Origin of the sequence: Microvirga thermotolerans (genome assembly GCF_009363855.1) — a bacterium.
Classification (GTDB): domain Bacteria; phylum Pseudomonadota; class Alphaproteobacteria; order Rhizobiales; family Beijerinckiaceae; genus Microvirga; species Microvirga thermotolerans.
On sequence record NZ_CP045423.1, the window covers coordinates 3,588,573 to 3,600,655 of the forward strand.

Genomic DNA, 12,083 nt, shown 5'->3' on the forward strand with positions numbered 1-12,083 from the left:
ACGAGAAATGGCCGTTCCAAAGAGAAAAACGTCGCCTTCGCGGCGCGGCATGCGTCGCTCCGCCGATGCCTTGAAGGCCCCGACCTACATCGAGGACAAGGATTCCGGCGAGCTGCGCCGTCCTCACCACATCGACCTGAAGTCCGGCATGTACCGGGGCCGTCAGGTCCTCAAGGTGAAGTCGGAAGCCTGAACCCGGGCCCGACGATGCGAAACGGACCGGCGCGCAAGCGCCGGTTTTTTTGTTGTTGAACGTCCCTGCGAACAGCCCCCGTCTTTAGGGTTCGTTAAGCCTCCGGGCCGATCCTGGCGGCTGTCGGCGAGGGCCGTCGAGGAGGCGATTCACGCCGTTCCTCCGCCCCTCCCCCGTGCGTTTCGAGGATCGGTGTCATGGCGAGGAAGAGGCAGGGGCGGGCTGGGTTTTTCAAGGGCATGGCCCTGACCCGGCAAACGCAGGCTCCGCCGGTCGCCGACCCGCAGGCCGCCCTCGCCACCCTGCGCGCCACCCTCTACGAATGGGACCTGGACGGCGACGCCCTGTCCTGGGGCCCCAATGCGGCAACCGTGCTCGGCATTCCGGCCGACGCGCTGCCGCGGACCGGCCAGGCCCTGGCGGCCCTCGTGGAGCCCGGGAGCGGCACCGACGACCGGAATGCCGAGATCGCCCGCCCGGATGCGGGCGCGACCTTCGACCTCCGCTATGCCCTCCGCTTCGGGGTCGATCACGTGGTCATGGTGCGGGACTCGGGCCGGCGCCTCCCGGACGGACGCGGCGCGCCGCGGATCGTGCAGGGACTGCTCCGGGCCGAGGAAGTCGGTGCGGACATGCTGCCGGCCGCCGTCGGGCGGCGCACCGCCCTGCTCGGACGCCTCAACCACGCCATCGCCGAGGCGCTCCGCTTCTCCCATTCCATCACCCTGATCCTCGGCCGCGTCGAGACCGAGGCGGACGGGACGGCTCTCGACGGGCTCGCCCGCTGCCTGCGCCCGATGCTGCGGCGGCACGACGTCGTCAGGCCCCTCGGGCCCGACCGGTTCGCCGTGGTGCTCGCCTCCTGCGCCGCCTGGGACGCGGGAAGCGCCATGAGGCGCCTGTCCGGCCTCGCGGCGGGCGGCGGGCTGCCGGTGCGGCTCGGCGCCGCGGCGGCTCCCGACCATGCCCTCGACGCCACCGAGCTCCTGCGCCTGGCGGAGCAGGCCCTCGACCGGACCTGCACCGGCCCGGAGACGGCCATCCTGCACGAACCGCGCCGCCGTAGCTCCCAGCCTGCCGCCCCCCGGGCGGAAGCGGACCCGCTCGAGGTCGTCCATGCCCTCAACGGCCGCCGCCTCGGGCTCTCCCTGCGGCCGACGGTGGACGCGCTGACGCGCCAGCCCATCCTGTCCCAGGCCGCCCCCTTCCTTTCCGGGGAGGAAGGCGGCACCGGCGGGCCGCTCCTGCGCGTCCCGGCCCTCAAGGGAGCCAACCTGCCGTTCCTGGTGGACGCACGCCTTCTGGAACTCGCCGCGGATCACCTGGCCCGCCTGCCGGAGGCCCGCCTGAGCCTTCCCGTTGCGCCGGCGACCTTCCGCGACGGGGAATGGCTCCCGGCGCTCGCGGCCCATCTGGGCGCCCGCCCCGGCATCGCGTCCCGCCTGCTGGTCGAGGTGCCCGAATCCCTCCTCCGGCATCCCGGCGCGACCCGGGGCCGCCTCGACGCCCTGAAGGCGCTCGGGGTGGGAATCGTCCTGTCCGGGTTCGGGAGCGGCTATGCCTCCCTGGCGCACCTGCGCCATCTGCCCGTCGACATCCTCAAGCTCGACGGCCGGTTCGCCCCAATCCTGTCCCGGTCCATGGAGGACCGCCTGTTCGTGAGGCGCCTCGTCGACCTCGCCCAGCACCTCGGCATCGCGACCCTCGCGGACGGGGTGGACGACGAGCCGTGCGCCCGCAGGCTGGCGGACTGGGGAGTGGATTATCTCGCGGGAGCCGTCGCCGGCGGGGCCGAGCCCCTGCCGGTCCCCGGACTTCCGCCGCAGAGCGCCCGTCGCGCCTGAGCTTCCTACTTGCGGGACAAGGCGTCGAGCTTGGCCTGCATTTCGGCCATCTGGCGCTTGAGGTCCCGAAGCTCGGCGGAGCTCTCTCCGGCGGTCTCTGCCTTCTGACGGGCGGCTCCCTCTTCGCGCTGGGCGAAGGGCGAGAACATGCGCATCGCCTCGGAGAAGAACGTCATGTTCTTGCGGACCTGCTCCTCCATGGTCTGGAACGCGGAGGGGCCGAAGGCCTGGCTCATCTGCTCGCGCAGCTTCTGCTGCTCCCGGGAGAGGTTCTCCATGGAGAACTCGAGATAGCTCGGCACGAGGGACTGGAGGCTGTCCCCGTAGAAGCGGATCAGCTGGCGCAGAACCGTGACGGGGAGGAGGTTTTGCCCCTCCTTGTTCTCCTGCTCGAAGATGATCTGGGTGAGGACGGAACGGGTGATGTCCTCGCCGGTCTTGGCGTCGAAGACCACGAAATCCTCGCCCTGGCGGACCATGCCGGCCAGGTCCTCGAGCGTCACGTAGGTGGAGGTGCCGGTGTGGTAGAGGCGGCGGTTGGCATATTTCTTGATAACGGTGGGCTGCTTGTCCGTCTGCTTGTCCGTCGCCATGGAACCCGATACGTCCTGATTGAATGCGAAACCGGCGCCGGCACCCTTGCACCCCGGGCGAGCGGGGCATCGGCCGTCGGCACAAAGCTATAGGCATTCCGCCGGGCGATCAAAGCCCTAAAAGTCTAAAGGCGCATACCTGCTACCTCCCTATATACGGGGCGCGGCGCTTGACTTCCCTCCGTCTGGCGCTTTGATCGGACCTCAAGGGGCGGCTTGCCTCAACCGTACAGGAGATCGGAATGGCCCGGGACAACATCGTCATCGTCGGCGCGGCACGCACGGCCGTCGGCTCGTTCAACGGCGCATTCGGGAACACCCCCGCCCATGAGCTGGGCGCCGTCGCGATCAAGGCGGCGCTGGAGCGCGCCAAGGTGGAGGCGGCGGAGGTCGACGAGGTGATCCTCGGCCAGATCCTCACCGCCGGACAGGGCCAGAACCCCGCCCGGCAGGCGGCCATGGCGGCGGGCGTCCCCCAGGAGAAGACGGCCTGGGCGCTCAACCAGCTCTGCGGCTCGGGCCTGCGCACGGTGGCCATCGGCATGCAGCAGATCGCCAACGGCGACGCCGGCATCATCGTGGCGGGCGGCCAGGAATCCATGTCCCAGGCGCCCCATGCGGCCCATATGCGCGGCGGCACCAAGATGGGCGACCTGAAGCTCATCGACACCATGCTCAAGGACGGCCTGATGGACGCCTTCCACGGCTATCACATGGGCAACACCGCCGAAAACGTGGCCCAGCGCTGGCAGCTGACCCGCGAGGAGCAGGACCAGTTCGCGGTCTCCTCGCAGAACAAGGCCGAGGCCGCCCAGAAGGCCGGCCGCTTCAAGGACGAGATCGCGCCCGTCACCATCTCGACCCGCAAGGGCGACGTGGTGGTGGACCAGGACGAGTACATCCGCCCCGGCACGACGCTGGACGCGATCGCCAAGCTCAAGCCCGCCTTCTCCAAGGACGGCACCGTGACCGCCGGCAATGCGTCGGGCATCAACGACGGTGCCGCCGCCGTGGTGCTGATGACCGAGGCCGAGGCCCAGCGCCGGGGCCTGACGCCGCTTGCCCGGATCGCCTCGTGGGCGACGGCGGGCGTGGACCCCGCGATCATGGGAACGGGCCCGATCCCGGCCTCCCGCAAGGCCCTGGAGAAGGCCGGCTGGAAGGTCTCCGACCTCGAGCTCGTGGAGGCGAACGAGGCCTTCGCGGCCCAGGCCCTGGCGGTCAACAAGGACATGGGCTGGGATCCGTCCATCGTGAACGTCAACGGCGGCGCCATCGCCATCGGCCATCCCATCGGCGCCTCGGGGGCGCGCGTGCTCGTCACGCTGCTGCACGAAATGGGCCGCCGCAACGCCCGTAAGGGCCTCGCGACCCTCTGCATCGGCGGCGGCATGGGCATCGCCATGTGCCTGGAGCGCTGAGGCGCGGCAACGCATACGGGCGCATCCCAAAGAGCTGGGGCACCCCTCCTAGGCTCTGCCCATTGTCCTAAGCTATGATCCATGGCGGCCCGGTCTGTCCGGGCCGCCCCGAGAGGCGGGCTTCGGCGGAGGCACCGTCCGGGAACGGCTTACGGGAAGGAGACGAGGATGGCGCGCGTTACGCTGGTCACGGGAGGGACCCGTGGCATCGGAGCTGCGATTTCGCGAAAGCTGAAGGAAGCGGGCTACACGGTCGTTGCCAACTACGGCGGCAACGACGAGGCCGCGAACCGCTTCAAGGCGGAGACGGGAATCCCCGTCTACAAGTTCGACGTGTCCGATCCTGCCGCCTGCGAGGCCGGCATCCGCACGATCGAATCGGAGTTCGGCCCCATCGAGGTGCTCGTCAACAATGCCGGCATCACCCGGGACGGGATGTTCCACCGCATGACCTACGAGCAATGGTCGGCGGTGATCCGGACCAACCTCGATTCCATGTTCACCTGCACGCGGCCCATCATCGAGGGCATGCGCGAGCGGGGCTTCGGGCGAATCGTCATCATCTCCTCCATCAACGGGCAGAAGGGGCAGATGGGGCAGGCGAACTACTCCGCCGCCAAGGCCGGGGTCATCGGCTTCGCCAAGGCGCTCGCCCTGGAGAACGCCGGCAAGGGCATCACCGTGAACGTGATCGCGCCGGGCTACATCGCCACCGAAATGGTGCAGGCGGTACCCGAGGAGGTGCTGAAGTCCAAGATCCTGCCCCTCATTCCCGTCGGGCGCCTGGGAGAGGCCGAGGAGATCGCCCGCAGCGTGCTCTTCCTGGTGGGGGACGGCGCCGGCTTCATCACCGGCTCGACCCTGTCCGTCAACGGCGGGCAGTACATGGCGTGACTTTCGGGCCGCAAGGGCCCGGAACCGGCAGGCGCCTTTTCCGAAAGCTCTCCCCAGGCGGAGGGCTTTCGTCTATGCGGGCGGCATGACGATACGCACCGCCACCTCCATCGGCTTCACCGCCGTCCTGTTCTGGTCCCTTCTCGCCCTGCTCACCGCCGCGACCGGACGCATTCCCCCGTTCCAGCTCGCAGCGATGACGTTCCTGGTGGGCGGCCTCGTGGGGGCGACCACCTGGATCAGGCGCCCCGAGGGCATGAAGGCCCTGCGGCAGAAGCCGGTCGTCTGGGCCCTCGGCCTCGGAGGGCTTTTCGGCTACCACGCCCTCTACTTCGCCGCCCTGCGTCTGGCCCCGCCCGCCGAGTCGGGCCTCATCAACTATCTCTGGCCCCTGCTGATCGTCCTGTTCTCCTCCTTCCTTCCGGGCGAGCGCCTGCGCCGCGCCCATGTGGTCGGCGCCCTCCTGGGCTTCGCGGGGGTGGTCGTGCTGATCGCGGGACGGGGGCCGCTCGACGCGCGGGCGGAGTACGTGCCCGGCTATCTCTGCGCCTTCGTCGCCGCCTTCGTGTGGTCCGGCTATTCGGTGCTCTCCCGCCGTTTCGGCGAGGTGCCGACCGATGCGGTGGCGGGATTCTGCCTGGTGACCGCCGCGCTGAGCCTTGTCTGCCACTGGCTGTTCGAAACCACGGTCTGGCCGGAATCGGGGATGCAGTGGCTCGCCCTGCTCGCCCTCGGCCTCGGACCCGTGGGCGCGGCGTTCTACGTATGGGACATCGGCATGAAGCGGGGGGACATCCGCCTTCTCGGAGTGGCGTCCTATGCGACCCCGGTCCTGTCCACCCTGCTCCTCGTCCTCGCGGGCTATGCCCCCGCCTCGCTGACCCTCGCCCTCTCCTGCGGGCTGATCGTGCTCGGGGCCCTGGTGGCGACGCTCACGCCCCGGTCACGCCGGGGGTGAGCGGTTTTGGTGGGCGCGGAACGCGGGCGCCCGCTTCGCACGTGCCCCGTTCCGCTCTAAGCGCCGCCCGGCATGACCCGGTGCGTGTAGCGGTAGGCCTGGGAGAAACCGAAGGCCCGGTAGAGGGAGAGCGCGATCTCGTTCTCCTCGCGCACCTGGAGATAGGCGGTGTGCGCGCCCTCGCCGCATCCCCAGGCCATCAGGCTCGAGACGACCCGCCGCCCGAGGCCGATACCGCGCAGGTCCGGCGCCACGACGATGTCGTAGAGGCCCACGAAGCCGCGCTCCACCACGCCGAGACCCCATGCCACCGGCCGCTCGTCGAGGCTCAGGGTGGCGAAGGCCGCCTTCTGCCTGATTCGTGAGACGATCTGGATCAGGGTGGCGTCGTCCGCCTTGTCGCCGCCGTAGGACTGGGCGGCCTCCCGCACCCACCGCTTCGAGACCTGGGGCTCGATCGTCACCTCCGGATCGGGCTCGCAGTCCCCCCTGACCGGGGCCGTGAGCACGCAGGTCGGCTCGACCTCCAGGAATCCCCGCGACCGGAGCAGGTCGTCGACGGACGGGTCCTGGAGGCCGGTGAGGCGGAAGGTCGGCCGCACGTTCGCATCGAGGAACCGCAGGACCATGTAGTCGACCAGCGCGTCGTCGAGGCGGGCGCCCGGCATGAGCGGCGTCGCCGAATTGGCGCGCTTGCTGTAGCCGTCGGCGAACCGCAGGATCCATCCCTCGTAGGCCTGGTAGTCGAAGGCCGGCCAGGCGTTCATGAGGCGGCATTCAAGTCCGAGAACGAGATCGTGGTCGCTCATGGTGTCCGTCGCATTGTCCCGGCCTGCGGCCGATGACGGGAAAGATACTCGGTGAGGGGCTCGTCGGGCCCTGGGCCGTCAGAACCGGTTCTTCCATTCGCGCAGGGCCTGGAACACGGCGACCGGTTCCGCGCCCTCCTTCCCCGCCGCCCGCGCGACCTCCGGCTCGCCGGCACGCAGGAAGGGGTTCGTCGCCTTCTCCTCTCCGAGGGTGGTCGGCACCAGGAAGCCCCCCCGGGCCTTGGCCTCCTCCGCCTGCGCCATGCGCCGCTTGAGGGCGGCGTTGCCAGGCTCGACGGCGAGGGCGAAGCGGCCGTTGGAGAGGGTGTAGTCGTGGCCGCTGTAGATGCGGGCATCGTCGGGCAGCGAGGCGATTCGCCGGAGGGACGCCCAGAAGGTCGGGTAGGTTCCCTCCAGCAGGCGGCCGCAGCCGAGGGTGAAGAGGGTGTCCCCGGCGAACAGGACCCGGTCCGCGGCGAACCAGTAGGAGACGTGGTCGTCGCAATGGCCCGGCGTCTCCCATATGTCGGCGCGCAGTTCGCCCACCTGCACGAAATCGCCCTCCTGCACCAGCCTGTCGGCCTGGGGCACCGCCCCCTTCGCCTTGAGCGGCGCCACGATCCGGCAGCCGAAGCGCTCCTTGAGCGGCGCGATGGCCTCCACATGATCCCCATGGCGGTGCGTGACGAGGATGTCCGACAGGGACCAGCCCGTCTCTTCGAGGGCCCTGAGGATGGGCCCCTCCTCCGGCGCGTCGATGGCGGCACAGGCGCCGGACTTGGGATCGTGGACGAGGACACCGATATTGTCCTCGCGGCAGAGGAAAGCATGGATCTGGATGGGCATGGCACCGCCTTGGCTTGATGCGTCACCGGTTATCATGGGACAGTCCGCAGAGGAAACCAGCCCCGGACGGCGCGGGGGCCGTGGGAGGTCGCGAGGGAGTTCGCGAGGGAGTTCGACGGACGGAGCATGAGCATCGACATCACGGACCTGCGCAGCTTCTACGCCAGCCCGCTCGGCGTCGTCGCCCGCCGCTTCGTGGGACGGGCGATCGGCCGCTTCTGGGGGCCTCTCGCCGGTCTGAGGGTGCTCGGCCTCGGTTATGCCTGTCCCTATCTCGCGCCGGTCCGCGCCGAATGCGAGCGGGCGCTCGCCTTCATGCCGGCGAGCCAGGGCGTGGTGAACTGGCCGGCGACGGGCCCCTCCGCCTCGGCCCTGGTCGATCCCCTTGCCATGCCCCTGCCCGATGCCTCCATCGACCGGGTGCTGGTGGTCCATGCCCTGGAGACGGTGGAGAGCCCCACCGAACTGCTGCACGAGATCTGGCGGATCCTGACGCCGGGCGGGCGCATCATCCTGGTGGCGCCGAACCGGCGCGGTCTCTGGGCCCGCATGGACACGACGCCATTCGGCCACGGCCAGCCCTACAGCCGCTCCCAGCTGAAAGGCCTCATGCGCCAGACCTGGTTCTCGCCCGAGGGCTGGGCCGAGACCCTCTACGTGCCGCCCCTGCGCAGCCGGTTCCTGCTGCAGACGGCGCAGGCCTGGGAGCAGATCGGCATCGGCTTCTCCCTGCCCTTCGCCGGCCTGCACATCGTCGAGGCGACGAAGCAGCTCTACCGTCCCGGCGCGGTGCGGGCGGTGCGCCGTTCCGCCCGACTCTCCCCCGTCCTCGTTCCGGCCCCGGCTCCCGCCTCCCGGGTGATCGCGCGCGACCGGCAGCCCTGAACCCTCTTCCCGTCGTCCTTCCGGGGTCGGAAGACAAAGGAAGGGGCGGCTCTTGGGAGCCGCCCCGCGCCTTCGGTCTCGATGACAGCTGCGTCAGACGATGAAGAAGCTCTCGTGCGTGAGCGCGGGCTTCACGCCGCTCGTCAGGGTGGCGATCAGGACCGCGGCCGCGCTGTGCTTGCCGCCGGCCGTCCCATCCGCATCGTAGTAGATGCGCCCGGCGGACCGATCGTAGATGATGCGGTCGTCCGCATCCGCCGCGGCCTTGCCGGTCGCGAAGGCGCTCGCGCTCAGCATCCCCACGTCCGCAGCGCCGAAGGCCGCGAAGGCCGTGCGCGAGAGGACGATGCGGTCGCCCTCGGCGATCGAGAAGTCGAGGATCGTGTCGGCGCTGCTCTTCGACGGCAGCTGGTCGAAGAGGAAGGCGTCCGCGCCCGCGCCGCCGGTCAGGTCGTCCTGCCCGCCGCCGCCGCCGAGCGTGTCGTTGCCCGCGCCGCCATTGAGCTCGTCGGCGCCGCTGCCGCCCCTGATCAGGTCGTTGCCGGCCGTTCCGACGACGGTCTCACGCTTCGCGTCCTGCACGGCGACGGTGAGAGTCTTGGTGAAGGATGCGGCGCCGTCGCTGGCTGCGACCGCGATGTCGAACGAGGTGACCTGCTCGTAGTCGATGGCCGCGTTGTTCTTGACGCGGATCTCGTTGCCGACGAGTTCGACGAGCCCGCCTCCGTCATTCAGGAGCGTGTAGGTCAGCCCGTCGCCGTTGGGGTCGGTGCCCGAGAGGGTCCCGATCACCGTGCCGACGTCGGAATGTTCGCGGACGGAAGACTGCGACAGGGCGATGTCGGTCGGAGCCTTGTTGACGTCCGCCACCGTGACGGCGACCGTGCCGGTGGCGGCTCCGCCGCGCCCGTCGGAGGCCGTGACGGCATAGCTGAACACCGTGTCCTGCGCGACCTGGATCAGGCTCTTGTCGCGGACGACGATGGATCCTCCCGAGATCGCGAAGCGGCCGTCGGCGCTGACGAGGCCATCGGAGCCCGCCAGTGCGTCCGCGAAGGTGAAGGACAGCGCGTCCCCGTCCGTATCCGTCGCCGAGAGCGTTCCCACGACGGTGCCGGCCGCAGCCGCGTCGCTGATCGCTCCGCCCGAGAGCACGGGAGCCGTGGGCACCGCGTTCTCGTGGTGGATCGAAGTGACCCGGATGGCGCTGCTCGACGGCGCGGACAGGCCGCCCGCGTCGGTCAGTTCGATGGTGAAGACGGTCGTCTCGGCGCTGAGATCCGGGGCGCCGGTCCGGTCCGTCGGATCGTAGCGCAAGGCATGGACCGCCGTCTGAACCTCCAGGGCCGTTCCGGTCATCGTGAAGATCCCGGTCGCCGCGTCGAAGGTGCCGCCGTTGCCCGGGATCAGGACGCCCTTGCCGGGCGCGTCGAGGGCGATGCGCACCGTCACGGTGTCGCCCATGTTCGTTTCGCCGATGCTCAAGCCGGCGAAGGGCCGGATGGAGCTGTCGGTGTCATCGACCGTGAAGGACGCCTCGGGCGCGATCATGATCGGCGCGCGGTTCGCCACCGTCGCGGCCACGGCGATGTTGCTGTTCGGCACCGCCGCGGCGCCAGCGCTGTCCACGACGGAGATGGTGAAGGTCGTGGTGTGGACCGTGCCGATCGGCAGGTCCGAATGATCCGTCGGGTTGAACTGCAGGGCCCGCAGCGCCGCCTGAACGGCGGCGGCGGTGCCGGACACGGTGTAGGTGCCCGCGAGCGCGTCGTAGGTGCCGGTGCCGAGATTCACGAAGGCGCCGTCGTAGATGTTGCTCATCTTCACGGTCGCGGTCACGGATGCGCTGTCGTCCGTGACGGTGACGGTCGTGAAGGGGCTTGCGATCTCGATGTCCTGGACCGCGACCGTCACGGGAGAGGGCGCGCCGCCGATCACCGGAGCCGCGTTGCTGCCCCAAATGCTGCCCTCGCCCACAAGGACGATGTTCTCGATGTTCGCGAGCTTGGTTCCGTCGAAGTCCTTCACGGAGATGTAGACGGTGTCGATGCCGCCGTTGGTGCCGTTGAGCTCGAGGGTCGAGTCGCCGAGATCGTCGATGTAGTAGACGTCGTTGCCGAGGCCGCCGACCATGGTGTCGTTGCCGGTGCCGCCCACGAGGGTGTCGCTGCCGTCCCCGCCATCGAGGCTGTCGTTGCCGGCTCCGCCGAGCAGCGAATCGTTGTCGTAGACGCCGTAGAGAGAGTCGTTGCCGTCCCCGCCCTCGAGGGTGTCGTTGCCGGCAGCCCCGGAGAGGACGTCGTTTCCGCCGAGGCCCTCGATTCTGTTGTCGTAGATCGAACCGGTGACGGAATCGCCATAATTGGTCCCGGCGAGGTTCTTGATCCCGGACGCCTGGTCCGATCCGGCGACCGTTCCGCTGACGGTGTACTTGTTGACGATGCCGGTGCCGAGATTCGCCTGGATCCGGCCGAGGTACAACGAGGCGGGAAGCCGGTCGTACCGGAGCGCGGTCTGGAAATTGCCGAAGATGTAATCGCTGCCGGCGGTGCCGTAGATCGTGTCGATTCCGGTGCCTGCGTGGATCGAATCGATTCCGTCGCTGTTGCTTCCGGTCAGAACATCGTTTCCGGCCCCGCCATGAATTTCGGTCGCCCCCGAGATCGCATCGTCCCCGTCGCTGCCGATCACGCAATAGACCTGCGAGAAGGTGTCGTTGCCCTGGCCCGTCCCTGTGCCCGAACCGCTCGAGAGAGTCACCGTGACGCCGGCCATGCCTTCGTACATGACGGTGCCGCCGATGAAGGTGTCGTCGCCCTCGCCGCCGATGAGGGTGTCGTTCGCTACCAGGCCTCCCTCGATCCTGCTCCCGATGAGGGTGTCGTTGCCGCCGAGACCGTAGAGGACGATGTTCTCGCCGCCCTGGACGTTGATGACATCGTCATAGGCGGAGCCTACGGCCGCCTCGATGCCCACATAGGTGTCCAGGTTTCCCCAGGTGTCGGTGCCGGTGAAGGCCGCGTACGTGATGCCGTCGTAGGTCCAGGCGGCGTCCGTGAGGTTCACGACGACGCCGCGCCCTCCGGTTTCCGTCTCGTAGGAAACCGTGTCGAATCCGTCGCCGCCGTCGATGAGGTCGCTGCCCTGCCAGCCGATGAGGAGGTCGTCGTCCTCCTCGCCGAAGAGCTGGTCGTCCGCCGAGCCGCCCCGCAGGGTGTCCCAGCCCATGCCGGCGTAGATGGCCTGCGACGCCGTGGCGTCGTGGCTGCCGAGGTCGTTGTCGCCGTCGTCGCCGCGGATGACGGAGGAGGCCGAGAAACCGGCAGAAGCGCTCGAGAGCGCATTCGTCTCCAGCGAGGAGGACCGCTCGCCGGCGGCCTTCTCGGCATCGGGATAGGCTTGCAGCGACCGACGCCCCTCACGGGCGTCGGCGAGCGGATCGGGAACGTGCGCCCCGAGATCGGAGGCGTTGCGGCCGACCGGCTCGGCGGAACGACCCTGCGGACTGGATTTCGTCATGAGAACCCCCCGTTGGCTGCCTTGTCTCCCCGGAGGAGCGAAGGCGCGAATGCAAATGGATCATATCTAAACGATCCTGCTGCCCCACTCTCGATCCGGAGGGGGAGCCGGCCTCCCATGC

10 protein-coding genes are annotated in these 12,083 nt (G+C 69.3%); 6 read left to right on the top strand and 4 right to left on the bottom strand.

All coding sequences use genetic code 11. The annotated features are described in order from the left end of the window. Positions 1 to 7: 7 nt before the first annotated feature. The gene (gene rpmF, locus GDR74_RS17015; protein WP_152587410.1) at positions 8 to 193 is read left to right on the top strand and encodes a 50S ribosomal protein L32; all 186 of its coding nucleotides are present in this window, start codon (positions 8 to 10) and stop codon (positions 191 to 193) included. Between the two features lie 197 nt (positions 194 to 390). Further along, entirely contained in the window at positions 391 to 2,037 is a 1,647-nt protein-coding gene (locus GDR74_RS17020) for an EAL domain-containing protein (protein WP_152587411.1), read from the top strand. Between the two features lie 5 nt (positions 2,038 to 2,042). Here the strand turns inward: GDR74_RS17020 and phaR are convergent, their stop codons facing one another. Next, complete coding sequence (gene phaR / locus GDR74_RS17025) at positions 2,043 to 2,630, bottom strand: polyhydroxyalkanoate synthesis repressor PhaR (protein ID WP_152587412.1); 588 nt, start codon at positions 2,628 to 2,630, stop codon at positions 2,043 to 2,045. 242 nt (positions 2,631 to 2,872) lie between these two features. Here phaR and GDR74_RS17030 point away from each other — a divergent pair, with 242 nt between their 5' ends. The 3 genes from GDR74_RS17030 (at position 2,873) to yddG (ending at position 5,903) form a co-directional block, all read left to right on the top strand. Next, positions 2,873 to 4,051, top strand: a complete 1,179-nt coding sequence (locus tag GDR74_RS17030) for an acetyl-CoA C-acetyltransferase (protein WP_152587413.1) — start codon at positions 2,873 to 2,875, stop codon at positions 4,049 to 4,051. Between the two features lie 168 nt (positions 4,052 to 4,219). Continuing rightward, positions 4,220 to 4,945, top strand: a complete 726-nt coding sequence (gene phbB, locus GDR74_RS17035; RefSeq protein WP_152587414.1) for an acetoacetyl-CoA reductase — start codon at positions 4,220 to 4,222, stop codon at positions 4,943 to 4,945. Positions 4,946 to 5,030: 85 nt separating this feature from the next. Further along, a complete protein-coding gene (gene yddG, locus GDR74_RS17040) occupies positions 5,031 to 5,903 on the top strand; it encodes an aromatic amino acid exporter YddG (protein ID WP_152587415.1) in 873 nt (290 codons plus the stop codon). Between the two features lie 56 nt (positions 5,904 to 5,959). Here the strand turns inward: yddG and GDR74_RS17045 are convergent, their stop codons facing one another. Together GDR74_RS17045 and gloB are read right to left on the bottom strand one after the other, a co-directional pair. Next, positions 5,960 to 6,712, bottom strand: coding sequence for a GNAT family N-acetyltransferase (locus GDR74_RS17045; RefSeq protein WP_152587416.1), 753 nt, complete (start codon positions 6,710 to 6,712; stop codon positions 5,960 to 5,962). 78 nt (positions 6,713 to 6,790) lie between these two features. Then, the gene (gloB, locus tag GDR74_RS17050; RefSeq protein WP_152587417.1) at positions 6,791 to 7,558 is read right to left on the bottom strand and encodes a hydroxyacylglutathione hydrolase; all 768 of its coding nucleotides are present in this window, start codon (positions 7,556 to 7,558) and stop codon (positions 6,791 to 6,793) included. A 126-nt stretch (positions 7,559 to 7,684) separates the two neighbouring features. On the opposite strand from gloB, the gene GDR74_RS17055 reads away from it, so the two are divergent. Continuing rightward, a complete protein-coding gene (locus GDR74_RS17055; RefSeq protein ID WP_152587418.1) occupies positions 7,685 to 8,443 on the top strand; it encodes a class I SAM-dependent methyltransferase in 759 nt (252 codons plus the stop codon). A 93-nt stretch (positions 8,444 to 8,536) separates the two neighbouring features. Here the strand turns inward: GDR74_RS17055 and GDR74_RS17060 are convergent, their stop codons facing one another. Continuing rightward, entirely contained in the window at positions 8,537 to 11,962 is a 3,426-nt protein-coding gene (locus GDR74_RS17060; protein ID WP_152587419.1) for a calcium-binding protein, read from the bottom strand. Between the last annotated feature and the right edge of the window lie 121 nt (positions 11,963 to 12,083).

Coding starts and splice junctions, on each gene's coding strand:
- GDR74_RS17060 (WP_152587419.1), bottom strand. CDS start 11,962: ATGACGAAATCCAGTCCGCAGGGTCGTTCCGCCGAGCCGGTCGGCCGC.
- rpmF (WP_152587410.1), top strand. CDS start 8: ATGGCCGTTCCAAAGAGAAAAACGTCGCCTTCGCGGCGCGGCATGCGT.
- yddG (WP_152587415.1), top strand. CDS start 5,031: ATGACGATACGCACCGCCACCTCCATCGGCTTCACCGCCGTCCTGTTC.
- phbB (WP_152587414.1), top strand. CDS start 4,220: ATGGCGCGCGTTACGCTGGTCACGGGAGGGACCCGTGGCATCGGAGCT.
- GDR74_RS17045 (WP_152587416.1), bottom strand. CDS start 6,712: ATGAGCGACCACGATCTCGTTCTCGGACTTGAATGCCGCCTCATGAAC.
- gloB (WP_152587417.1), bottom strand. CDS start 7,558: ATGCCCATCCAGATCCATGCTTTCCTCTGCCGCGAGGACAATATCGGT.
- GDR74_RS17020 (WP_152587411.1), top strand. CDS start 391: ATGGCGAGGAAGAGGCAGGGGCGGGCTGGGTTTTTCAAGGGCATGGCC.
- GDR74_RS17030 (WP_152587413.1), top strand. CDS start 2,873: ATGGCCCGGGACAACATCGTCATCGTCGGCGCGGCACGCACGGCCGTC.
- phaR (WP_152587412.1), bottom strand. CDS start 2,630: ATGGCGACGGACAAGCAGACGGACAAGCAGCCCACCGTTATCAAGAAA.
- GDR74_RS17055 (WP_152587418.1), top strand. CDS start 7,685: ATGAGCATCGACATCACGGACCTGCGCAGCTTCTACGCCAGCCCGCTC.